The sequence below is a fragment of the Arthrobacter sp. UYEF20 genome (assembly GCF_040546335.1).
GTDB lineage: Bacteria > Actinomycetota > Actinomycetes > Actinomycetales > Micrococcaceae > Arthrobacter.
The window spans coordinates 179,066-202,005 of record NZ_JBEPNP010000002.1 but is presented as its reverse complement, the minus strand read 5'-3'; the positions used below and the strand labels follow the sequence as shown (position 1 = coordinate 202,005).

Here is a 22,940-nt window from a genome sequence, read left to right as displayed (position 1 = left end):
TTCGCAAGCTCAGGTCGGGTCCCTCGTCATCTCCCTTTCGGGCCTGCCGGAGCTGGGAGGCCTGCGATCGAAGATCGCAAGCCTCCCAGCGTAGGGGCGGGGGCGGCAAAACCGAACGGCGAAGGCGGGGGCGGAAACCCGCACGGCTAACCGCGCGAAGTTCCCGGCACCCCGCCTTGGACTCAGCTACTTGTCGTTATCGGACTTCGCACCAAGCGTCGTCTTCTGCACCTGCATGAGGAACTCGACGTTGCTCTGGGTCTCCCGGATCTTGTTGGTCAGCAGTTCAAGGCTCTGCTGCGTTTCGAGTCCGGACAGGACACGGCGCAGCTTCCACATGATCTTGACTTCCTCGGGGGAAAGCAGGTTTTCCTCACGGCGGGTACCGGACGCGTTGACGTCCACGGCCGGGAAGATGCGCTTGTCCGCCAACTGGCGGGACAGACGCAGTTCCATGTTGCCGGTGCCCTTGAACTCTTCGAAGATGACCTCGTCCATCTTGGAGCCGGTCTCGACGAGCGCGGTTGCCAGGATGGTGAGCGAGCCACCGTTTTCGATGTTGCGGGCTGCACCGAAGAAGCGCTTCGGCGGGTACAGCGCTGCGGAGTCCACGCCACCGGACAGGATGCGGCCGGAGGCCGGCGCTGCCAGGTTGTAGGCGCGGCCCAGGCGGGTCATCGAGTCGAGGAGCACCACAACGTCCATGCCCATTTCCACGAGGCGCTTGGCACGCTCGATGGAGAGTTCGGCCACGGTGGTATGGTCGTCGGCGGGACGGTCGAAGGTGGAGGCAATGACCTCGCCCTTGACGGTGCGCTGCATGTCCGTGACTTCTTCGGGACGTTCGTCAACGAGCACCATCATGAGGTGGACCTCAGGATTGTTGGTGGTGATGGCGTTGGCGATGGACTGCAGGATGAGCGTCTTGCCGGCCTTCGGCGGCGAGACGATCAGGCCGCGCTGGCCCTTGCCGATCGGGGCAACCAGGTCGATGACGCGGGGGCCGATCTTTTTCGGGTCCGTCTCGAGGCGCAGCCGTTCCGACGGGTACAGCGGGACGAGCTTCGCGAATTCGACGCGGTCCTTGAGCTCCTCGGGGGTCTTGCCGTTGACCGAGGTGATGCGGACCAGGGCGTTGAACTTCTGGCGCGCGGACTGCTGCTGATTCCCTTGCTGGGCTTCGCCTTCACGCGGTGCACGGATGGCGCCCACGACGGCGTCGCCCTTGCGCAGGTTGTACTTCTTGACCTGGGCGAGGGACACATACACGTCGTTCGGGCCCGGCAGGTAGCCGGAGGTGCGGATGAACGCGTAGTTCTCGAGCACGTCGAGGATGCCGGCGACCGGCAGCAGGACATCATCCTCGGTGACCTCGACGTCGTCGACGTCCGGTCCCTGGACGCGTCCCCGACGGCGCTCGTTGCGGTCGCGGAAGCGGTCGTTGCGCGAGGTGTTGTCGCGGCTGTCGCGGCTGTCCTGGCCACTGGAGCGGTCATTACGGTCGTTGCGGTCCCGGCGGTTACGGCGGTTCCGGCGGCTTCCGCCGTCGTCATCGTTGTCGCGGAGGTTTTCGCGGCTGCCGGCGGTGTCGCGGTTGCCTGAATTGTCGCGGTTTTCCCGGTTAGCGGCGGCCTCGGCGTTGTCGCGGCCCCCACGGGTCCGCGTGCTCTCCCGGCGCTGGCCGTCTTCGCTGCCCTGTTCGGGCTGGCGCGGTTCCGCCTGGCGCTGTTCGGTGCGCTGTTCGGTGCGCTGTTCAGGCTGGCGCTGCTCGGACGGCTGCTCGGCCGGGGCCTCGCCACCTGGTTCCTGGCCTGCGGCCTCACCACGGCGGCGATTGCGGGTGCGCGGCTGGCGGGTGCGGTCGGCGCCTTCGGTGGCCTGCTCGGCAGGGGCAGTCTGGGCCTCCACCGGGGCAGCAGCAGCCTGGGCCTCCGCCGGGGCTGCGGCAGCCTGGGCCTCCGCCGGGGCTGCGGCGGCCGGAGTCGTGATGACGCCGTCGCTGCCGGCGCGGCGGCTGCGGCCACGTCCACGGGCACGGGTGCTTTCCTGGGCAGGCGCTTCCGAGTCGGCGGCGACTGCAGGCGCAGCGGCCGGAGCCGCGGCGCGGGCAACAGTGCCGTTGTCGCTCGCCTTTTCAGAAGCACGGGCCGGAGCCTTGCTCACCGGAGTGCCCGCACGGTGGGCGGAAATGGCTGAGACCAGATCGCCCTTGCGCATGCGGGATCCGCCGGAAATACCAAGCTGGCTGGCAAGCGCCTGCAGCTGGGCGAGCTTAAGGCCGGCAAGGCCACTGCTCTTGGCGGGTGCGGCCGTTGACGATCCGGCAGCAGAAGATGATGTTTCCACAGCTGAAGACAGCTCAGTGGTTTCGGTCACGAAGGATCCTTCCCCCTCGACGGCGTCCAGACTAGGAGCTGGACGCGATGATTTGATCTGGGCTGCAGTTCAGATCTGCAGCCGGGATTTCGGCCCTGCCGGATGGATATCGGCCAGCAAGGCCGGATAGTGCGTTACACCTGGCGCGTTCCGAAATTAAGGAACGGCGGGCTGACATTTCAGGGGTGCAGAGAAATCCGCTGAATCCTGCGTCAGACCAAAAGCAGGTGGCACCGGAGAGCATTGCGCAGTGAAAGATGAGAGAGGCAACTTGGCCAACATCGCGGTCTTATGCACAGTTGCTGATATACCGCCTGCGTGATTACCGCCGGTGCACTTCCACTTTAGCACCTTCGACGTCCACGGCCAGCTTCATCACACGCCAAGCGACCTCCGGCGTGTTGCCCGCGGCATAAGAGCCGATGAAGTCGACGATCGTCCCGGCTTCCGCTTCCCCGTTGGCAAGGACCAGCACCGTGGGTCCCGCGCCGGAGACGACGGCGGCGTGGCCGGCGTGGCGCAGGGCTTCGATCAGCCCGGCGCTGGGCCTCATCGCCTGGGCACGGTAGCTCTGGTGCAGGTAATCTTCCGTGCCCGGCAGCAGGAATTCGGGCTTTTGCGTCAGCGCATGGATCAGCAGGGCCGCCCGGCCCGAATTCATGGCCGCGGCGTGGTGGCCCACCGAGGCCGGCAACAACGCACGTGCCGCCTCCGTGGAGAGCTCAAAATCCGGAACGGCGACGACGGGAATCACCGACTCAACCACAGTTGCGCACGTGCTGCTGTACTGGTCACTGTCCTGCCACGACAGCGCCAGTCCGCCGAATATGGCGGGTGCGACGTTGTCCGGATGGCCTTCCATTTCGCTCGTCAGCTGCAGGATCCAGTCCTTGGTGCGCCGGGACGCCACGGGGACCAGCGCGTTCGCAGCCGTCACCGCCGCGACCACGGCGGAAGCGGAAGAGCCCAACCCGCGGCCGTGCGGATTGACATTGTCGGCTGTGATCCGCAGTCCTTCGTGCCGGTAGCCCAGGCGGTGCAGGGCCTCGGTGATGGCCTTGACCACGAGGTGGCTCGCGTCCCGCGGCAACGTTTCCGCGCCCTCGCCGCGAAGTTCGAACTCCAGCTCACCGCTGGCCAGCGTTTCCACCGTCAGGGTGTCGTGCAAGGACAGCGCCAGTCCCAGGCTGTCGTAGCCGGGCCCCAGGTTGGCGCTGGTGGCCGGCACCCGTACGGTCACCAGCTGGCCGGCCGGTACCGCTGGCGCGTCGGCGGGAGACTCGGCCGGGACGGTGAGTGTGGTTTCCAAGGCTATTTTTCTTCCAGTCCCAGCGCTGTGGCCACCGTGACGACGTCGTTGGAGACCTTGACGGGCTCCACCTCGCTGCCGTCCTCGGTCCGGAGGGCCCACTGCGGGTCCTTCAGGCCGTGCCCGGTAACGGTGATGACGATCGTCTTCCCGGCGGGGACTTCCCCGGCGGCGTGCTTCTTGATCAGTCCCGCAACTCCGGCGGCGGAGCCGGGCTCCACGAAGACGCCTTCGCGGGCGGACAGCCAGCGGTGCGCTGACAGGATTTCCTCGTCCGTCACGGCCTCGATCACGCCACCGGACTCGTCCCTCGCTGCAATAGCGGTGTCCCAGGACGCGGGGTTGCCGATCCGGATCGCCGTCGCGATGGTGTCGGGTTCGGTGATGGGATGGCCGGCGACGAACGGTGCCGCGCCGGCGGCCTGGAAGCCCCACATCACCGGAGTCCTAGTGGCCACGGGGGCCAGGGTGCCGGCCGTGGCGGACTCGAAGGGCGCCGAGTACTCCTTGTAGCCCTTCCAGTACGCGCTGATGTTGCCCGCGTTGCCCACCGGGAGGATGTGGTAGTCGGGGGCGTCGCCGAGGCAGTCGACAATCTCGAAAGCGCCGGTCTTCTGCCCTTCGATCCGCGCCGGGTTGACGGAGTTGACCAGGAACACCGGGTAGGACTCCCCCAGCTTGCGGGCGATGTCCAGGCAGACGTCGAAGTTGCCGTCGACCTGCAGCAGCGTGGCTCCGTGCGCGATCGCCTGGCTCAGCTTGCCCATGGAGATCTTGCCTTCGGGCACCAGCACTGCGCACTGGAGTCCGGCCGCCGTCGCATAGGCCGCGGCGGAGGCGGAGGTGTTTCCGGTGGAGGCGCACACGACGGCCTTGGCGCCGGCCGCAACCGCGGCCGTCATGGCCATGGTCATGCCGCGGTCCTTGAAGGAACCTGTCGGGTTCATGCCCTCGACCTTGAGGTAGACGGCGCTGCCGGTCAGCTCGGAGAGGTGCCGGGCGTGCACCAGCGGGGTGCCGCCCTCGCCCAGGGTGATGACCTTCGTGGCCTCGGTGACAGGCAGACGTTCAGCGTATTCGCGGATGACACCGCGCCATTGGTGAGCCACTTAGACTCCTTCTACCCGCAGTACGGATGTAACGGAATTGATAACGTCCAGGCCCTTCACGGCCTCGACGGTGGCTGCCAGTGCAGCCTCGCTTGCACGGTGCGTGACGATCCGCAGTTCTGCCGATTCGACCTTGGAGTCGGCATCGCGGTGGATGGTCTGCCGCATGATTTCAATGGAGACGCCGTGCTCCGCGAAGAGCTGGGCGATCCGGGCCAGCACGCCGGGCTGGTCCGCGACGTCGAGGCCGATGTAGTAGCTCGTGACGGCGGCGTCGATGGGCAGGGCGGGGACGTGGCCGGTGGTGGTTTCGGTGCGGCCGGGGCCGCCGAGGACCAGCCGGCGGGCGGCGGACACGAGGTCGCCCATCACGGCTGACGCCGTCGGGGTGCCGCCGGCGCCCTGGCCGTAGAACATCAGCTCGCCGGCGTTTTCGGCTTCGATGAAGACGGCGTTGAACGCGCCGCGGACGGCGGCGAGGGGGTGGTCGCGCGGCAGCAGGGTGGGGTGCACGCGCACGGAGACGCCGGCGGCACCAACTGTGTCCGTGCCTGCGGCGGTGAGTTTCTCGGCGATCGCGAGCAGCTTGATCACAAACCCGGCGTCCTTCGCGGCGGCAATGTCCGCCGCGCTGACCGAGCTGATGCCCTCGCAGTACACGTCTTCCAGGGCGAAGCGGGTGTGGAAGGACAGCGAGGCGAGGATGGCGGCCTTCGCGGCGGCGTCATGGCCCTCGACGTCGGCCGTCGGATCCGCTTCCGCGTAGCCCAGGCGCTGGGCCTCGGCCAGGGCATCGGCGAACTGCGCCCCGGTGGAGTCCATCTGGTCCAGGATGAAGTTGGTGGTGCCGTTGACGATTCCGAGCACCCGGGTGATCCGGTCACCGGACAGGCTGTCCCGGATGGGGCGCAGGATGGGGATCGCTCCGGCCACGGCCGCCTCGTAGGACAGCTGCACTCCAGCCTTGTCCGCTTCCTCGTAGAGGGTGGGGCCGTCCTGTGCCAGCAGGGCCTTGTTGCCGGTGACCACGGAGGCTCCGTGGCGGATCGCGGTGAGGATCAGGGTGCGGGCAGGCTCGATGCCGCCCATCAGCTCGATCACCAGGTCGGCGTCCTTGACCAGGGTCTCGGCGTCGGTGGTGAACAGCTCGTGCGGCAGTTCGACGTCGCGCGGCGCATCGAGGTTCCGGACGGCGATGCCGCTCAGTACCAGGCGGGCCCCGGTGCGGGAGGCCAGCGACTCGGCGTCGTCAAGGAGAATGCGCGCAACCTGGGACCCAACGTTGCCACAGCCCAGCAGTGCTACTTTCAGGGTTCGCAATTCGGTCATTCAGACTCCCATGTCGCGGTTCAGCAGATCTTGTTCGGTTTCCCCGCGGACAATGAGCCGGGTAGACCCGTCGCGCACAGCGACAACGCCCGGCCGGGCCAGATAGTTGTAGTTGCTTGACAGGGCCCAGCAGTAGGCGCCGGTCCCCGGTACGGCGAGCAGATCACCGGCTGCCACGTCCTCGGGCAGATATACATCTCTAACAACTATGTCGCCGCTCTCGCAATGTTTGCCCACCACTCGGGACAGCTGCGGGGCCGCGTCGGAGGTCCGGGAGGCCAGAATTGCCGAGTAATCCGCGTCGTACAGCACCGGACGGGCGTTGTCGCTCATGCCGCCGTCCACCGACACATACCGGCGCGGGTACGTAACGTTTTCCGGCTCTCCTTCGGCGGTGCCGGCCGCTCCAACGGACGGCGCGTCGACCCGTACGGTCTTGAGGGTGCCGACCTCGTACAGGGTGAAGGTGGTGCTGCCCACGATCGCGCGGCCCGGTTCGATCGAGATCCGCGGGGCGGTGATGCCCAGCTCGGCACATTTGGAGCGGACGACGGCGGCCATCGCCTGGGCGATCTCGGCGGCCGGCCGAGGCGCGTCCGCGGGAGTGTAGGCGATGCCGTAGCCGCCGCCCAGGTCCAGTTCCGGGAGCACGATGGAGTATTTGGCCTGCATCGCGGCAAGGAAGTCCAGCAGCTTCTCCGCGGCGAGGGCGAAGCCGTCCGGCTCGAAGATCTGCGAGCCGATGTGGCAGTGCAGGCCCAGGAGTTCAACGCTCCCGTAGCCCGACGCCGCAGCCACGGCCTCCTCGGCCGCGGACAGGCCGGCCTGCTCCGTGGAGTCCCCGGCCATGGACAGGCCGAACTTCTGGTCCTCATGCGCCGTGGCGATGAACTCGTGCGTGTGGGCGTGCACGCCGGGGGTGAGCCGCAGCAACACCTTGGCGGTTTCGCCCCGGGCTGCGGCGATCGTGGCAACGCGGTCGAGCTCCACGAGGCTGTCCACGACGATCCGGCCCAGTTTCATGTCCAGGGCACGGTGGATCTCGGCGTCGGACTTGTTGTTGCCGTGCAGCGCGACGTCGGCGCCGGGAATACCGGCACGTGCCGCGACGGCGAGTTCCCCGCCGGACGCGGTGTCCAGGCGCAGACCCTCTTCCTCCACCCAGCGGACCACGGTGGTGCACAGGAAGGATTTCCCGGCGTAGTAGACGTCCACTCCGCCGCAGATGTCGGCGAAGGCGTCGTTGAACGCGTCGGAGAAGGCGCGGGCCCGGGCCCGGAAGTCGTTCTCACTCATGACGAACAGCGGCGTCCCGAACTGGCGCTGGAGCTCGCTGACCGGAACGCCGTCGAGGGCGAGTTCGCCGTCGTCGTTCCGGGCGGCGCCGGCAGCCCACAGTGGCTCATGCAGGGCGTTCAGGTCCGCGGGGACCTGCAGCCACTCCGGGGCAAGCGGGGAGGCCGCGCCAGCTGGGCTGGGCGGGTTGGCCGTGTTTGATGAGGTTGCGGTCATGGCGGTTACATCCGTTCCGGCGCCGAGACGCCCAGCAGTTCCAGTCCGTTGGCCAGCACCTGGCTCGTGGCGTCGTTGAGCCACAGCCGGGTACGGTTCACGTCGGTGATGGGCTCCTCGCCCTGCGGCGCCACGCGGCAGGCGTCGTACCAGCGGTGGTAGGCCCCGGCAATGACCTCCAGGTGGCGGGCCACGCGGTGCGGCTCGCGCAGCTCGGCGGCCCTGGCCACGATCGAGGGATAGCTGCCCAGGAAGGAGAGCAGCTCGTTTTCGGTCGGGTCATCCAGCAGCGACGCGTCGAAGCTGTCTCTGCCGTCAACACGGCGCTCCACGCCGGCGGCCACCGCGTTGCGGGCCGTGCCGCGGGACCGGGCGTGCGCGTACTGGACATAGAACACCGGGTTCTCGTTGCTGTGCTTCTTGAGCAGCTCGGGGTCCAGGGTCAGCGGCGAGTCGGCCGGGAAGCGGGCCAGCGAGTAGCGGACGGCGTCCTTGCCGAGCCAGGAGATGAGGTCCTTGAGCTCGATGATGTTGCCGGCGCGCTTGGACAGCTTGGCGCCGTTGACGGAGACCAGCTGGCCGATCAGGACTTCGATGTTGACCTCGGGATCGTCGCCGGCGGCAGCGGCGATGGCCTTGAGCCGGTGGATGTAGCCGTGGTGGTCGGCGCCGAGCAGGTAGATCTTCTCGGTGTAGCCGCGGTCCTTCTTGGACAGGTAGTACGCGGCGTCGGCGGCAAAGTAGGTCGGCTCGCCGTTGGCGCGGATCATCACGCGGTCCTTGTCGTCGCCGAAGTCCGTGGTGCGCAGCCAGACGGCGCCGCCGTCGTCGTAGACGTGGCCCTGCTCGCGGAGCCGCGCCACGGCGTCCTCGATCGCTCCGGCGTCGTGGAGTTCCTGCTCGGAGAAGTACACGTCGAAGTCGACGCCGAACTCGGCGAGCGTCTGCTGGATGTCGTGCAGCTGCGCCTTGTAGGCCGCGCCCCTGATGACCGGCAGCGCCGCCACGTCGGTGAGTTCCCGGATGCCCGGGTGCTGCGTCAGCACCTCATGGCCCAGGTCCGCGATGTACTCGCCCGGGTAGCCGCCCTCCGGCACGCCGCGGCCGTGCAGCCTGGACAGCACGGAGTGGGCGAAGACGTTCATCTGCGATCCGGCGTCGTTGATGTAGTACTCGGCCGTGACATCGGCACCGGAGGCCCGGAGCACGCGGGCGATCGAGTCGCCCAGGGCGGCCCAGCGGGTGTGGCCGATGTGCAGCGGCCCGGTGGGGTTGGCGGAGACAAACTCCATGTTGACGGTGTGGCCTGCGAGCGCCGTGTTGGTGCCGTACGCCGTTCCCGCTTCGACGATTGCCCTGGCGAGGGCGCCGGCGGCCCCTGCGTCCACCGTGATGTTCAGGAAGCCCGGTCCGGCGATGTCGACGGCGGACACGCCGTCGATGGACTTCAGCCGGGCGCTGAGGACGGACGCGAACTCCCGCGGGTTCGTGCCTGCCTTCTTGGCCAGCTGGAGGGCGATGTTCGTGGCCCAGTCCCCGTGCTCCCGGTTCTTCGGCCGCTCCACGCGCACCTCATCCGGGACCTCGGATGCGGACAGCCCGATTTCGCCGGCGGCGACGGCGTCCTTCAGGCAGGCGGAAATGGCGAGGGAGAGTTCTTCTGGGGTCACAGTTCCAGCCTACCCGTGGCCCGCAGTGTGGCGGAATTTGGCGTCCGGCGTGACCGCCCGGGCGATGGCCGGGAAAAGGCCAGGGTTTTCCCAGCGATGCCCCGCAGTGAACCATTACGCTGAGGGGAACGTTTTCGCCGGTGTCACCGTTTTGAGTCTGTCACCGCCTTGAGTCACCGCATTGAGTCACCGCCCCATCCGATCAACACCTGAAACGAGCCGCGGCATGAATATCCCTCTCCGTAAAAGCGTCCTTGTCGGCATTGCCGGCCTGTCCCTGGCCGGGACCGCAGCCGGCTGCGCACCGGGCGGCCAGGGCACGGCCGCCCAGGGCGCTGCCCCGGCCGCGACGTCCGCGCCCGCCGCCGGGACCGGCACCGGCAGCTACAAGGACGGGATCTACTCCGCCGACGGCAACTACGTGTCGCCGAACGGCACCGAGACGGTGGGTGTGAAACTGACGCTGGCCGGCGGGGCTGTGTCCGATGTCACGATCACCACGCATCCCTCCAACTCCAACACCAAGAAGTTCCAGGGCGAGTTCGCCGGCGGCATCAAGTCCCAGATCGTCGGTAAGAAGCTCGATGAGATCAAGGTCTCCAAGGTGGCCGGTTCCTCGCTGACAAGCGGCGGCTTCAACCAGGCCGTGGAAAAGATCAAGGCCGATGCCCAGTAGAGGCCCGGCAGCCGGGCGGTAAGGGAGGCAACGTGCCGCATCCGGGCTGGACGGAATTCAGCTTCGACGGGATCGGTACCCGTTGGGAGATTTCCACGCCCTCCCCGCTCCCCGGCAGGCACCGCCGTCGCCTGCTTGAGGTCGTAGCGGATTACGACGCCGCCTGGTCCCGTTTCCGGCCGGACTCGCTCGTCGCCGGGGCAGCCCGGCAGCCGGGGAGCTTTCAGCTGCCCGCGGGGGCCGCTGCCCTCGGCCCGCTCTACGGGACGTTGTACCGGCTCAGCAATGGCGCCATGACCCCGCTGATCGGCGGCAGCCTCGAACAGCTCGGCTACGACGCCGCGTACTCCCTCCGCCCCGCCGGACCCCCGCTTCCAGCCCCGCGCTGGGAAGACGTGCTGGACTGGGACGGGACGGTGCTGACCACCAGCAAGCCCGTGGTGATTGACGTCGGAGCGGCAGGCAAGGGGCAGCTGGCTGATCTGCTCTCCGCCGAGCTCCTCGCGGGCGGGATCGGCGAGCATTTCATCGATGCCAGCGGGGACCTGTTGAACTCCGCTCCGGACCCCGGTACGGCCCCGGTCGAGGTGGCCCTGGAACATCCCTACGACTCTTCCCGGGCGATCGGCATGATCAGCCTCGGTGCCGGCGCCCTGTGCGCGTCCGCCGCCAACCGGCGGGCCTGGGGCGACGGGCTGCACCACGTTCTGGACGGCAGCACGGGGGCCCCGGTGCGGACCGTCGTGGCCAGCTGGGCCATGGCCGGGACCGCAATGGTCGCTGACGCGCTGGCCACGGCCCTGTTTTTCGTCGAAGGAGCCCGGTTGCGGGAAGAGTTCGATTTTTCCTGGCTGACCGTCTACACGGACGGCCACGCCGAGTATTCGACCGACTTTGAAGGGGTGCTTTTCTCATGACTGCCGTTATCTCCACTCCCATCGGCTCGCGGCTGGACTCTGCGCTGGGCCGCTTCACGATGTACCGGCTGGTGCTGTGGGTCCTCGCCGTGCTCGCGGTCTACAGCATGCTGCTGAACGTGCTCGGCTGGCTGACCTTCGGGCTGCCGGAGATGCTGGCGCACCTCGCGCTGTGCCTCGGACTGACGTACGGCTCCAACCGGCTGCTGGCCGCCCTCTTCCATGTGCATCCGCATAGCGAGTCGTCCCTGATCACGGGCCTGCTGCTGTACTTCCTGTTCTGGCCCACGCAGTTCTCCGCCGGGTTGCAGCTGACGGATCTGGCCGGGGTTGCGCTGGCCTGTGTACTGGCCTCGGCGTCCAAGTACGCGCTGGCCTGGCGCGGCCGCCATATCTTCAATCCGGCGGCGGCCGGCGTCTTCATCACCGGGCTGACCGGGCTCAACATCGCCACCTGGTGGGCCGCCACGCCTGCCATGCTCTGGCTCCTGCTGCCGGGTGTGCTCCTGGTGCTGTACCGGGTGCGGAAGCTGCTGATGGCCGCCGTGTTCACGGTGGTCGCCGTGTCCATCGTCGTGGCCGAACTGCTCCGGGCCGGTTCGGCTATCGGCGAGGCGCTGTGGCAGCCGCTCGCCCAGCGCCCGGTGCTCTTCTTCGTCGGGTTCATGCTCATCGAGCCGCTCACGCTGCCGCCGCGCCGCTGGCAGCAGCTGGCGCTGGCCGCCGTCGTCGGGCTCCTGTTCGCGATCCCCTACAACCTCGGCTTCGTCGCCAACTCCCCCGAGCTGGCGCTGCTGGTGGGGAACGCCCTCGCCTTCGCGGCAGGCCAGCGCGGCCGGGTCCACCTCCACTTCCAGGGCTCCCGGCCGCTGACGCCGACGACGACGGAATTCCGCTTCCAGCCCGAGCGTCCCGTCCGCTACAGCCCAGGCCAGTACATGGAACTGCACCTGCCGCACGAAAAGTCCGACGGAAAAGGGCTGCGGCGCGTCTTCAGCCTCACCAGCCCGCCGGAGTCCCGTGTCCTGACGATCGGGGTGGGGACGGCCGAACCGCTGTCCTCGGCGAAGCGCACGCTGCTGGCCCTGGAACCCGGCGACGAACTGACCGGCACCGCCGTGGGCGGCGATTTTGTCCTGCCCCGGAAGTCAGGCGCGCCCGTGCTGCTGATAGCGGCCGGGATCGGCATCACGCCGTATCTGGCCCAACTGGCCGCAGGCTCCGCCACGGACCGGGATGTCATCCTGCTGTATCTGGCAAGGAATGCGGCCGAGCTCGCCTACGCGCAGGAGCTCGAAGGCTCCGGCGCCCGCGTCGTGGCCAGGCTCGCGGACGGCTCCCCGCCCCCGGCCTTTATGCAGGATGCGGGCAGGGCACGGATCGACAGCGCCATCCTCAAGGAACTGGTCCCGGACATTGCCGGCCGGGACGTTTTCGTGTCCGGCTCGCCGGGCAGCGTCCGCTCGCTCCGCGCCGCCGCGCGGGGTGCCGGGGCGCGGAGGATCCATTCGGACTCCTTTACCGGGTACTGAGCGCGTCTTTACCGGGTACTGAGCGCGTCGGCAGGCAGGTGCCGGGCAGCGCGTCGCCGGGCGCGTCGATTGGCGCGTCAGGCGTCGCCGGGCGCGGCGATTTTCCCTTGGAGCCCACCTTCCTGCTAAGCTCTAGGACGTCCCGCCGGTAACGGCAGGATCCCTGAATTGCCCTCGTAGCTCAGGGGATAGAGCGTCTGCCTCCGGAGCAGAAGGTCGTTGGTTCGATTCCAATCGAGGGCACAGAATCCAGGCAACACAGCAAGAACCCCGTCGTTTCAGTGAAGCGGCGGGGTTCTTTGCATCCGGGACGTCAGGACCATCAGGACCGGAGCGGGCGGCCTTCGGCCCGGAACTCCAAGGCCGGCTCATCGGCTGTGGCCAGCGTCAGCACCGCTTCCTCGACCGTTTCATAGTCCTCAAGTTCGCGTTCAATGCGGCGCAAGGCTACGGCAACCTCGTGCTCGGGCCGGTCGCCCCGCAGATCCACGGCCGCAACAAGGTACAGCTTGCGGGGCCCGACAAACTCCAGATGCAGGTACGTGATCCGTTCGATCCCGGGATTTTCCAGCAGCCGCTGGCCCATCGACTGCTCGATGTCCGCAGTCACGCCCTGCCCCACCAGGAAGCGGCGGTTGCGGTCGATCAGCACGACGGCGACCACCGCCAGCAGGATGCCGACGGCGATCGATCCCACCGCGTCCGGGACGGCCGAGCCGGTGAGCTGATGCAGCAGCACTCCCAGGAAAGCCAGGACGAGGCCTATCAACGCCGCGGCGTCCTCGGCAAAAACGGCGCGCAGGGTGGGGTCTGAGCTGATGAGCACCTGTTCGAGCGTGTCGCGTTCCAGCTCGCGCGCCGCCCGGCGCGTCTGCCGGAAGGCCTGCGCGAAGGAAATGCCTTCCAGCACGAAGGCAAGGGCCAGGACAATGTAGGCGACGTGGAACTCCCCGGCCGGCTCCGGGGTGACGAGTTCTTGGATTCCGTGCATGATCGAGACCACCGCGCCTGCCGTAAAGAGCCCGAAGGCGGCAAACATGGACCAGACGTAGGCTTCCCTGCCGTAGCCCAGGGGATGGCTCTTGTCCCGTTTCCTGGCCGATTTCCGTTCGGCCACAAACAGGAAGACCTGGTTTCCGGTGTCTGCCCACGAGTGCGCTGCCTCCGCGGTCATGGACGCGGAGCCGGTGATCAGGGCGGCCACGGTCTTCGAACCGGCCACCAGAAAATTCGCCACAAAGGCGATGACCACCGTCAGCAGCGTCGAGCCGCTTTTCTTTCCCTTGCTTAAGGGGTCCATGGAAGCCACGGTACAGAAATATCGGTCCGATAGCCCGCTTTGGCCGGAAGAGAGTCGGTCCTGCCAAATGTCGGTGCCCCCTCGTAGGCTGTCAGCATCGGCAGCGGGGTTCCGGCGGCCGGTGGGCGGCGGGGCTCAGTGCCGGTTGCCTACCGCGTCAGGACTCCGCCGAAGCACAAAAGGGGTCTCACATGTACTGTTCCATCGTCCCTCCCTACCTGCTCCGCCGCCTGGCGGCGCAGCGTGAACCACGGCTCTCCGAGGCTGCGCGTGCGGCCCGGGAAGCACTGCTGCACGTCCAGAGCTTCCAGGCGTCCAGGGCAGTCCCCTCCCCCGTAGTTCCCCCCGGCATGCGGGACCTCAAGCCGTCCCCGCCAGAGCGGACGGTTTACGACGCCAAGTTCGCCGAACAGTTGCCCGGCAGTGTGGTGCGCAAGGAGGGGGAACCACCCACCGGCGATCCGGCAGCCGACGAGGCCTATGACGGGCTGGGCCATACCCACCGGCTCTATGCCGAGGCGTTCGGCCGCAATTCCATTGACGGCAAGGGCCTCCACCTTGATGCCACGGTCCACTACGGCAACCTGTATGACAACGCATTCTGGGACGGCCGGCAGATGGTTTTCGGCGACGGTGACGGCCAGGTTTTCCAGCGGTTCACGAAGTCGCTGAGCGTGATCGGCCACGAACTCGCCCACGGCGTGACCCAGTATTCGGCCGGTCTGGCGTACCGGAACCAGGCGGGCGCCCTGAACGAATCAATGTCCGATGTCTTCGGAGCACTCGTTGAGCAGTATGTGAAGAAGCAGTCCACCGCTGAGGCCAGCTGGCTGATCGGCGAGGGTCTGTTCACGGACCAGGTCCAGGGCAGGGCCTTGCGTTCCATGAAGGCTCCGGGCACGGCGTACGACGACGATGTGCTCGGCAAGGACCCGCAGCCGGACTCGATGGACGGCTACGTTCAGACGAGGGCCGACAACGGCGGCGTGCACATCAATTCAGGCATCCCCAACCGCGCGTTCTGCCTGATGGCCACGGAGCTTGGCGGCAACGCGTGGGACGCGCCCGCCCAGATCTGGTATGAGACGCTGACGGGAGGGAAGCTGGCCGCGAATGCAACGTTTGGCGCCTTCGCGCGGGCCACCGCGGCGTCCGCCAGGGAACTCTTTGGAGCAGAATCCGCGGAGCATGACGCCGTGCTGTCCGCGTGGGAAACTGTGAAGGTAAAGCTCTCCGGAATCAGACGATGAAGCACGTCTCAAGAAGATCCGAGCCGCATGAAAATCACCGTCCAGCGCAGCGGCGGCTTTGCCGGAATGAAGCGGACCTGGTCGGTGCTGGCCACGCCCCCGGATGACAAGGACTTCTGGCAGCCGCTCGTTGAGGCCTGCCCCTGGGACGAAGCCCCGAAGACCGCCCGGGCGGCCGCCGGCGCTCAGCCGGACCGCTTCCTGTACAGCATCCGTGCCGGCCAACTGCGGGCCACTTTGCCGGAGCAGGCCGTCACGGGTCCGTGGCGGGAACTCGTGGACCACACCCGGGCGGCGGCGGAGTCAGTACCCGACAAGTCAAAACCCGACGAGTCAGTACCCGAAGAGCCGGGCGGCGTGACGCCGCCGGCCGGCCTCCCGCCGTCGGAAGGCTTGCCGGGACCGCTCCGCTAATGGTCATTTTCGTTAATTCGTCGGGGGTTCAGAGGCCAGGACCTCTTCGGGCCCGGAAAGACATGCCCATTTTTCGAGCCCGGGACCGGGCATGATCGGAATATGTCCATCCGCCGGCCCCGGCGCGGGGCATGTCCGTATCCCGGGGGCCTGTGCGGGTGGCTCCGCTGCGGGGATCGGCTGCTCTCCGGGAGGACATGCCCATTTTTCGCGCCCGGGACAGGGCATGATCGGAATATGTCCATCGGCCGGCCCCGGCGCGGGGCATGTCCTGGAGCCCGGCCACCCCACCGCCGGGACCTGAACCCCCGGCCAACTAACGAAAATGCCTACTGGACCGCTCATCTAGACGGCACGCCTGGACCGCTCAGCTAAACCGCTTGCCTAGACCGCTGCGGCCAGGTGGCCCCGGAAGGTACGCCGGTACGACTGCGGACTCGTGTCCAGCACCTTGGTGAAATGGTGGCGCAGCAGCACCGAGTGGCCGAACCCGGCTTCCCGTGCGACCTCGTCGATATTGAGTTCCGTGGTCTCGAGCAGTTCCTGGGCTCGCAGTACCCGCTGCGAGTTGAGCCAGGCTGCGGGGGTCGCACCGGTCTCGGAACGGAAGCGCCGGGCAAATGTGCGGGGCGACATGTGGACCCGGGCCGCAAGTTCATTGACGGAATGCTCCTCCTCCAGGTGGCGCACCATCCACTGCAGCAGTTCCTCCATCGGTTCGGAGCCGCAGGCCGGGATCGGCCGGTCGATGAACTGGGCCTGGCCGCCGTCGCGGTGCGGCGGAACCACCATGTCGCGGGCGATACCCGCCGCCACGTTGGCCCCGAATTCGACCCGGATCAGATGCAGGCAGGCGTCGATGCCCGCGGCCGTGCCGGCGCTCGTGATGATCCGGCCGTCCTCGACGTAGAGGACGTTTTCGTCCACCAGCGCGGCGGGATACCGGCTGGCGAGTTCCCGGGAATAGTGCCAGTGCGTCGTGCAGCGCCGGCCGTCCAGCAGGCCCGCCCGGGCCAGGGCAAAAGCACCGGAGCAGATGGACATCACCCACGCACCCCGGGCGTGCGCCGCCCGCAGCGTGTCCAGGACGGATTCGGGAAGGTCCTCGTCCCGGCCGTAGGGACCCATGATAACGAGGTCGGCGTCGGCGGCCGCTTCCAGCCCGAGCCCGACGTGCAGCGACAGCCCGGACTTCATCGGGACATCGCCCGGCTCCGGGGTGCAAACCCGGAAATCGAAGGCAGGAACACCGTTTCCGCGCGCTGAACGGTCGATGCCGAAGACCTCGAACGCGGTGCCGAACTCGAAGACCGAGAAGTTGGGGACCACTATCATTGCCACTGATTTGATCATGCTTCCATTGTGGCAGAAATTATAGCTTTTTGGGCATTTCTGCCACTTCTTTTGGTCCCGCGGCCGGAGAACCATGGAGGTATGGAACTCATCGGAATTGCCGTCATCATCCTGATCATCGTCGGCCTTGCAGCCACTGCCTCGGTCCTGCGCAACGACGGCCGGGGCCACACCCCGCCCGTCCGCTCGGAGGACGCCTGGTCCGCCCTGGACCTCCCCAGCACCAGCTACATACTACGGATCTTCTGAGGTCCGGGTCCCTGAAAAAGCTCCACCCCAACCACACACCCAACAGTTGCCCGGCCCCCAGGGACCGGGCAACGTCACGTTCCCGGCAGGGGCAGGAGTGGCAGCGGCAGGAGGGGCAGTGGGCAGCAGGCCCGCCGGGCGGGAGCCGTCCCGCGAAGGAGCAGGCCCGCCGGGCGGGAGCCATCCCGCGCAGGAGCCGTCCCGGGCGGCAACCCCGGTAGCAAGCCCAGTAGACTGTCTCCAGCCATGACACTGCATATTTCCTACCCCGCCGAGCTGCCGGTTTCCGAGCGCCGCGAGGACCTGATGGCCGCCATCGCGGCCAACCAGGTGACCATCATCGCCGGCGAGACCGGTTCCGGTAAGACCACGCAGATCCCCAAGATGTGCCTGGAGCTCGGCCTCGGCGAGGACGGCCTGATCGGCCACACCCAGCCGCGGCGGCTTGCGGCGCGCACCGTGGCCGAACGCATTGCCGAGGAACTCGGCGTCGAGATCGGCCAGGAAGTCGGCTTCCAGGTGCGCTTTACCGGCGAGGTCAGCCGCAACACCAAGATCAAGCTGATGACGGACGGCATCCTGCTGGCCGAGATCCGGCGCGACAAGCTGCTGCGCAAGTACAACGCCATCATCATCGATGAAGCCCACGAGCGCAGCCTCAACATCGACTTCATCCTGGGCTACCTCAAGCGGATCCTGCCGCAGCGTCCGGACCTGAAGATCATCATCACCTCCGCCACCATCGATCCGCAGCGGTTCGCCAGGCACTTCGGCAGCGAGGAGGAACCGTCGCCGATCCTCGAGGTCACCGGACGCACCTACCCCGTCGAGATCCGCTACCGGCCGCTCTCCCAGCCGCCTGGCGGCTCCGCGGCCGGCGATGAGGCAGTCCCCGCCTCCGACGACGAGCTCGAGGAGGACCGCGACCCGCTGGACGCGGTGTGCGACGCCGTCGACGAACTGGCGCTGGAAGCCCCCGGCGACGTCCTCATCTTCTTCTCCGGCGAACGGGAGATCCGCGACGCCGCCGAGGCGCTCAACGCACGGATCCAGACGAACCGCCGGCTGGCCGGTGCGGAGATACTGCCCCTTTTTGCGCGGCTGAGCCTGCAGGAACAGCACAAGGTCTTCCACCCCGGCAGCAAGCGCCGGATCGTGCTGGCCACCAACGTCGCCGAAACCTCGCTCACCGTCCCGGGCATCAAATACGTCATCGACACCGGCACCGCCCGCATCTCGCGCTACTCGCACCGCACCAAGGTCCAGCGCCTGCCGATCGAGCGGGTCTCCCAGGCCTCGGCCAACCAGCGCTCCGGCCGCTGCGGCCGCGTGTCCGACGGCATCGCCATCCGGCTCTACTCGGAAGACGACTTCGAGTCCCGGCCGCCGTTCACCGACCCCGAGATCCTGCGCACCAACCTCGCCGCCGTTATCCTGCAGATGACCGCCATGGGCGTGGCCCGCGGACCCAAGGACGTGGAAAACTTCCCGTTCGTGGAACCGCCGGATTCGCGCGCCATCAACGACGGCGTCACCCTGCTGCGTGAACTCGGCGCCCTGAGCGCGGCGCGTGCCCAGGACGCGGCCGACGACGGCGGGAGGCACGGCGGCGCTGCTGGCGGAAGAAACGGCGGCGGGCTGACCGCCGTCGGGCAGCAGCTTGCCCAGCTGCCGGTGGACCCGAGGCTGGGCCGGATGATCGTGGAGTCCGGCAAGCGCGGCTGCGTCCGCGAGGTCATGATCCTGGCGGCGGCGCTGACGATCCAGGACCCGAGGGAACGCCCCCAGGGGGACGGCTCAGGCAAGCAGCAGCTCGCCGCGGAAAAGCATGCACGCTTCCGGGACGAGAACTCCGACTTCACCGGCTTCCTGAACCTCTGGAACTACCTCCAGGAGAAGCAGCAGGAGCTCTCCTCCACCGCGTTCCGCCGGCTTTGCCGCAACGAGTTCATCAACTACCTCCGCGTCCGGGAATGGCAGGACCTGTTCGCCCAGCTGCGCCAGCTCGCCCGGCCGCTCGGCATCAGCCTGGACAACAAGCGGCTGGCCGATCCGGTGGGCAACCACGAGAGCATCCACATCAGCATGCTCTCGGGCCTCCTGAGCCACATCGGCATCCTCGACGAACGCAAGCGCGAGTACGCCGGCGCCCGGGGCAGCCGCTTCGCGATCTTCCCCGGATCGGCGCTGTTCAAGAAGAACCCGACCTTCGTCATGGCTGCCGAACTCGTGGAGACGAGCAGGCTGTGGGCCCGGGTGGTCGCGAAGTTTGATCCTCTGTGGGCAGAGCAGGTGGCGCCGGACCTGGTCAAGCGCAGCTACAGCGAACCGCACTGGTCCAAGAAGATGGGCTCGGTGATGGCCCACGAGAAGGTCACGCTGTACGGCGTGCCGATCATCCCGAGCCGGCGCATCAACTACGGAAAGGTGGATCCGGAGCTCAGCCGCGAGCTCTTCATCCGGCACGCCCTCGTCGAAGGCGACTGGCAGACCCACCACAAATTCTTCCACCGCAACCGGGCCCTGCTCCACGAGGTGGAGGAACTCGAGGCCCGCATGCGGCGCCGGGACATCCTGGTGGACGACGAGACCCTGTTCGAGTTCTACGACGCCCGGATCGGCAAGGAGGTGGTCTCCGAACGGCACTTCGACAAGTGGTGGAAGGAAGCGCGGCAGCAGGACGCCACGCTGCTCGACTTCGACCAGGCGCTGCTCATCAGCGAGGACGCCGATGCCCTCGACGATTCCGCCTACCCGAAGACCCTGCTGCACAAGGGCTTCGAGCTGCCGCTGAGTTATGAGTTCCACCCCGTGGCCCCCGGTTCGCCGCCGGATCCGTCCGACGGCGTCACCGCCGAGATCCCCGTGCTCTTCCTCAACCAGCTCGACGACGCCGCCTTCCGCTGGCTCATTCCGGGCCAGCGGGTGGAGCTGGTCACGGCCCTGATCAAGTCATTGCCCAAGCAGGTACGCAAGAACTTCGTGCCGGCACCCGACGTCGCACGACAGGCCGTCGCGGCTCTGGAAGCCGATTTCGATCCGGCCACGGACGAGCTGGAGGCCTCGCTGGAACTGGTGCTGCGCCGGATCCGCGGGCAGGTCATCCCGCCGAAGTCCTGGAACTGGGACGCCGTGCCGCCGCACCTGCGGGTCAGCTTCCGCGTGGTGGACCCGCAGGGCAAGGTACTGGACGAGGGCAAGGACCTTGTTGCCCTGCAGGAACAGCTGGCACCGGCCACCCGCCGGGCGATCGCCGAATCCCTGGGCGCCACGCCGGGCACGACGGCGCCGAAATCAGGTGGCAGGGCCGGCGGGAAGGCGGCCGGGCAGGGTGCCGGGATGCGCGCCGCCCCCGCCACGGACGCGGGCTCCTCGGCTGACGTCACGTCCACCGGCTTCACTGAGACGTCGGGCCTCACCGAGTGGACCTTCGGAACGGTGCAGCGCCAGGTCCAGGGCACCGTGAAGGGCCACACCGTCACCGGCTACCCGGCGCTCGTGGACGAAGGCCGTTCCGTGGCCCAGCGGCTCTTCCAGACCAGTTCCGAACAGGAACAGGCCATGCGCGGCGGCGTCATCCGCCTGCTCGCGCTCAGGGTGCCGCCGCCGGACCGCTACGTCCTGGAGCATCTGAACAACACAGAGAAGCTGACCTTCAGCCAGAACCCGCACGGTTCCGTGACGGCGTTGATCGCGGACTGCGCGCTTGCCGCCGTCGACAAGCTCACCCCCGCCGAGCTGCCCTGGGACGAGGCCTCGTTCAAGGCCCTGTACGAGAAGGTCCGGGCCGAGCTGATCGACACCGTCTTCACTGTCACCGCCGTCGTCGAACGCATCCTGGCGAGCACCCGGCGGATTGAGAAGCAGCTCAAGGGCACCACGAGCCTGGCCCTGATCAGCGCCCTCAATGACATCAAGAGCCAGCTGGAGCAGCTGGTGTTCCCCGGCTTTGTGGCACGCACGGGCTACGCCCAGCTGAGCCAGTTGCCGCGGTACCTCGCTGCGATTGAGAAGCGCCTCGAGAAGCTCCCCACTAATGTCCAGCGGGATGCGCAGCACATGACGGCGGTCCAGGCCTTGGAGGACGACTACGACGACGCCGTGTCGGCACTGCTGCCCGGCCGCCGGGCCGGGGCCGAGTTAACCCAGGTGCGCTGGATGATCGAGGAGCTCAGGGTGAGCCTGTTCGCCGTCGAACTCGGAACGGCGTATTCGGTCTCCGAAAAGCGGATCCGGGCGGTGCTTAACAAGGTGCTGGCGCCGGCCTGATGAGGGCCTGGCTCAGGCCTCCGGGACGTGCTCCGCGAAGCCTGCTTTCCGGAGTCCGTCGCGGAGCTTCTCCGCGTTGGCATCCAGTTTTGCGGGTTCGGGGTGCTGGTCCGCCGAGCCGAAGTCGAAATCAGCCATCGAGGTGGACGGCCAGACATGCACGTGCAGGTGGTTGATTTCGTAGCCGGCCACGATCAGCCCGGCCCGGGCCGCATCAAAGATGTCCACCTGGACGGCACCGATCTTCCGGGCCACCTCCATGACCCGCCCCAGCAGTTCCGGGGAAGCGTCCGTCCAGCGGTCCACTTCCTCGGTGGGTACCACGAGCGTATGGCCGTCGGCGAGCGGGCCCGCCGTCAGGAACGCCACCACATCGTCCTCGCGCCAGACGAAGCGGCCGGGGATCTCGCCGTTGATGATCCTGGTGAAGAGAGTGCTCATACATCCGCCTTTTCCGAAGGTGACCCCAGGGTGCTGGCGTCCAGGACAAAACGGTACTTCACGTCGCCGGCCACCATGCGGTCATAGGCCTCGTTGAGCTGGTCCGCCCTAACCACTTCAACCTCGGACACCACGCCGTGTTCGGCGCAGAAGTCCAGCATCTCCTGGGTCTCGGCGATGCCGCCGATGAGCGAGCCGGCGTACGCGATCCGGCGCCGGATCAGGGCCCCGGGATTGACGGGAGGCATGGCTCCCGAGGGGAGTCCGAGCTGGAACAGGGCCCCGTCCAGGCGCAGGGTGCGGAAATACGGGTTGAGGTCGTGCGGCGCGGCGACGGTGTCGATGATGACGTCGATGCTCCGGTCCGCTGCGGCCATGGCGGCTTCGTCGCGGGAGAGGATCACGTCGTCGGCACCGAGTTCACGGGCCGCGGCGAATTTGGACTCCGAGGTGGTGAACACCTTCACTTCGGCGCCCATGGCTTTGGCGAGCTTGACGGCCATGTGGCCCAGGCCGCCCAGGCCGATGACGCCGACGACGTCGCCCTCCTCGACGTCGAAGTGCCGCAGCGGGGAGAAGGTGGTGACGCCGGCGCAGAGCAGCGGCGCCGCGGCGGCGGGGTCGAGGCTTTCCGGGACCCGCAGCACGTAGCGGCGGTCCACCACGATGGAGCTGGCGTAACCGCCCTGGGTGACGGTGTCCCCGTTGCGGCGGTCCTTCGCGCCGTAGGTCCCCACCATGCCGTTCTCGCAGTATTGCTCCAGGCCGTCCAGGCAGCTGTCGCATTCGCGGCAGGAATCGACCATGCAGCCGACGCCCACGCGCTCTCCGGGGGTGAAGTCGTCGACGGCGGAGCCCACCCGGGCGACCCGGCCCACGATTTCGTGGCCAGGCACGAGCGGGTAGTTCTGGGCACCCCATTCGCCGCGGGTGGCGTGGACGTCCGAGTGGCACAGCCCGCAGAACTCGATGGCGATCTCGACGTCGTCCTCCTTCGGCGCGCGCCGGGCAACAGTCAAGGGGACGAGTCCGCTGTCGCTGGCGGTGGCGCCGTACGCGGCGGCGAGGCGGGGCGCGTCAGTGGCTTCGGACGGCGTGTCGAGAGTGGGGAGCGGCTGGGCAAGGGGCGGCGGTACGGGGCGTCCAGGAGTCATGTCTCGACGCTACCCCCGCGCGCCGGAACATGGCCAATCCCGAGCGGCCGCCGGATGCCACGGTGACTATCCTCAGACGC

The 22,940-nt window shown here is 67.8% G+C and carries 16 protein-coding genes, 1 tRNA gene and 1 pseudogene; 8 read left to right on the top strand and 10 right to left on the bottom strand.

Going from position 1 to position 22,940, the window contains the following annotated elements; translation table 11 throughout:
- Positions 1 to 186: 186 nt before the first annotated feature.
- The 6 genes from rho to argS all read right to left on the bottom strand — a co-directional run bounded on the left by rho (position 187) and on the right by argS (position 9,305).
- Complete coding sequence (rho, locus tag ABIB26_RS03405) at positions 187 to 2,376, bottom strand: transcription termination factor Rho (RefSeq protein ID WP_354239595.1); 2,190 nt, start codon at positions 2,374 to 2,376, stop codon at positions 187 to 189.
- 322 nt (positions 2,377 to 2,698) lie between these two features.
- Positions 2,699 to 3,685: a homoserine kinase gene (gene thrB, locus ABIB26_RS03400; protein WP_354239593.1), complete on the bottom strand. Its 987-nt coding sequence runs from the start codon at positions 3,683 to 3,685 to the stop codon at positions 2,699 to 2,701.
- A gap of 2 nt (positions 3,686 to 3,687) precedes the next feature.
- Positions 3,688 to 4,794, bottom strand: coding sequence for a threonine synthase (gene thrC, locus ABIB26_RS03395; protein ID WP_354239591.1), 1,107 nt, complete (start codon positions 4,792 to 4,794; stop codon positions 3,688 to 3,690).
- Complete coding sequence (locus ABIB26_RS03390) at positions 4,795 to 6,123, bottom strand: homoserine dehydrogenase (RefSeq protein ID WP_354239589.1); 1,329 nt, start codon at positions 6,121 to 6,123, stop codon at positions 4,795 to 4,797.
- On the bottom strand, positions 6,124 to 7,635 hold the full coding sequence (gene lysA / locus ABIB26_RS03385; RefSeq protein WP_354239587.1) for a diaminopimelate decarboxylase: 1,512 nt from the start codon (positions 7,633 to 7,635) through the stop codon (positions 6,124 to 6,126). It abuts the gene before it with no gap.
- A gap of 5 nt (positions 7,636 to 7,640) precedes the next feature.
- Positions 7,641 to 9,305, bottom strand: coding sequence for an arginine--tRNA ligase (gene argS / locus ABIB26_RS03380; RefSeq protein ID WP_354239585.1), 1,665 nt, complete (start codon positions 9,303 to 9,305; stop codon positions 7,641 to 7,643).
- Positions 9,306 to 9,531: 226 nt separating this feature from the next.
- Here argS and ABIB26_RS03375 point away from each other — a divergent pair, with 226 nt between their 5' ends.
- From ABIB26_RS03375 to ABIB26_RS03360, 4 genes are all read left to right on the top strand, one after another.
- The gene (locus tag ABIB26_RS03375) at positions 9,532 to 9,981 is read left to right on the top strand and encodes an FMN-binding protein (protein WP_354239583.1); all 450 of its coding nucleotides are present in this window, start codon (positions 9,532 to 9,534) and stop codon (positions 9,979 to 9,981) included.
- A 32-nt stretch (positions 9,982 to 10,013) separates the two neighbouring features.
- A complete protein-coding gene (locus ABIB26_RS03370; protein ID WP_354239581.1) occupies positions 10,014 to 10,898 on the top strand; it encodes an FAD:protein FMN transferase in 885 nt (294 codons plus the stop codon).
- Positions 10,895 to 12,430: an FAD-dependent oxidoreductase gene (locus tag ABIB26_RS03365; RefSeq protein WP_354239579.1), complete on the top strand. Its 1,536-nt coding sequence runs from the start codon at positions 10,895 to 10,897 to the stop codon at positions 12,428 to 12,430. Before ABIB26_RS03370 ends, ABIB26_RS03365 begins: the two co-directional genes overlap by 4 nt.
- Positions 12,431 to 12,600: 170 nt before the next feature.
- Positions 12,601 to 12,673: transfer RNA gene (locus ABIB26_RS03360), tRNA-Arg, on the top strand.
- Between the two features lie 79 nt (positions 12,674 to 12,752).
- On the opposite strand, the gene ABIB26_RS03355 is transcribed toward ABIB26_RS03360, so the two are convergent.
- Positions 12,753 to 13,730 carry a cation diffusion facilitator family transporter gene (locus ABIB26_RS03355; RefSeq protein ID WP_354239577.1) on the bottom strand — a complete coding sequence of 326 codons (978 nt, stop codon included), beginning with the start codon at positions 13,728 to 13,730 and terminating at the stop codon, positions 12,753 to 12,755.
- Between the two features lie 191 nt (positions 13,731 to 13,921).
- Between ABIB26_RS03355 and ABIB26_RS03350 the strand changes: the two genes are divergently transcribed.
- Entirely contained in the window at positions 13,922 to 14,980 is a 1,059-nt protein-coding gene (locus ABIB26_RS03350) for a M4 family metallopeptidase (protein ID WP_354239575.1), read from the top strand.
- Positions 14,981 to 15,007: 27 nt separating this feature from the next.
- Positions 15,008 to 15,286, top strand: a pseudogene (locus ABIB26_RS03345) (protealysin inhibitor emfourin); the annotation flags it as partial.
- A 492-nt stretch (positions 15,287 to 15,778) separates the two neighbouring features.
- Here the strand turns inward: ABIB26_RS03345 and ABIB26_RS03340 are convergent.
- A complete protein-coding gene (locus tag ABIB26_RS03340; protein ID WP_354239573.1) occupies positions 15,779 to 16,747 on the bottom strand; it encodes a GlxA family transcriptional regulator in 969 nt (322 codons plus the stop codon).
- Between the two features lie 81 nt (positions 16,748 to 16,828).
- Here ABIB26_RS03340 and ABIB26_RS03335 point away from each other — a divergent pair, with 81 nt between their 5' ends.
- Both ABIB26_RS03335 and hrpA read left to right on the top strand, forming a co-directional pair.
- Positions 16,829 to 16,996, top strand: coding sequence for a hypothetical protein (locus tag ABIB26_RS03335; RefSeq protein WP_354239571.1), 168 nt, complete (start codon positions 16,829 to 16,831; stop codon positions 16,994 to 16,996).
- Positions 16,997 to 17,242: 246 nt separating this feature from the next.
- Entirely contained in the window at positions 17,243 to 21,265 is a 4,023-nt protein-coding gene (gene hrpA, locus ABIB26_RS03330) for an ATP-dependent RNA helicase HrpA (RefSeq protein ID WP_354239569.1), read from the top strand.
- Between the two features lie 12 nt (positions 21,266 to 21,277).
- Here the strand turns inward: hrpA and ABIB26_RS03325 are convergent, their stop codons facing one another.
- Together ABIB26_RS03325 and ABIB26_RS03320 are read right to left on the bottom strand one after the other, a co-directional pair.
- Positions 21,278 to 21,706, bottom strand: coding sequence for an HIT family protein (locus ABIB26_RS03325; RefSeq protein WP_354239567.1), 429 nt, complete (start codon positions 21,704 to 21,706; stop codon positions 21,278 to 21,280).
- Positions 21,703 to 22,860, bottom strand: a complete 1,158-nt coding sequence (locus ABIB26_RS03320) for an NAD(P)-dependent alcohol dehydrogenase (protein ID WP_354239565.1) — start codon at positions 22,858 to 22,860, stop codon at positions 21,703 to 21,705. Before ABIB26_RS03320 ends, ABIB26_RS03325 begins: the two co-directional genes overlap by 4 nt.
- Between the last annotated feature and the right edge of the window lie 80 nt (positions 22,861 to 22,940).

What these genes read in the sequence shown, in the direction of transcription:
- ABIB26_RS03335 (WP_354239571.1), top strand. Translation starts at nt 16,829, where the DNA reads ATGGAACTCATCGGAATTGCCGTCATCATCCTGATCATCGTCGGCCTT.
- hrpA (WP_354239569.1), top strand. Translation starts at nt 17,243, where the DNA reads ATGACACTGCATATTTCCTACCCCGCCGAGCTGCCGGTTTCCGAGCGC.
- ABIB26_RS03375 (WP_354239583.1), top strand. Translation starts at nt 9,532, where the DNA reads ATGAATATCCCTCTCCGTAAAAGCGTCCTTGTCGGCATTGCCGGCCTG.
- ABIB26_RS03340 (WP_354239573.1), bottom strand. Translation starts at nt 16,747, where the DNA reads ATGATCAAATCAGTGGCAATGATAGTGGTCCCCAACTTCTCGGTCTTC.
- lysA (WP_354239587.1), bottom strand. Translation starts at nt 7,635, where the DNA reads ATGACCGCAACCTCATCAAACACGGCCAACCCGCCCAGCCCAGCTGGC.
- ABIB26_RS03355 (WP_354239577.1), bottom strand. Translation starts at nt 13,730, where the DNA reads ATGGACCCCTTAAGCAAGGGAAAGAAAAGCGGCTCGACGCTGCTGACG.
- ABIB26_RS03365 (WP_354239579.1), top strand. Translation starts at nt 10,895, where the DNA reads ATGACTGCCGTTATCTCCACTCCCATCGGCTCGCGGCTGGACTCTGCG.
- ABIB26_RS03325 (WP_354239567.1), bottom strand. Translation starts at nt 21,706, where the DNA reads ATGAGCACTCTCTTCACCAGGATCATCAACGGCGAGATCCCCGGCCGC.
- ABIB26_RS03320 (WP_354239565.1), bottom strand. Translation starts at nt 22,860, where the DNA reads ATGACTCCTGGACGCCCCGTACCGCCGCCCCTTGCCCAGCCGCTCCCC.
- ABIB26_RS03350 (WP_354239575.1), top strand. Translation starts at nt 13,922, where the DNA reads ATGTACTGTTCCATCGTCCCTCCCTACCTGCTCCGCCGCCTGGCGGCG.
- ABIB26_RS03390 (WP_354239589.1), bottom strand. Translation starts at nt 6,123, where the DNA reads ATGACCGAATTGCGAACCCTGAAAGTAGCACTGCTGGGCTGTGGCAAC.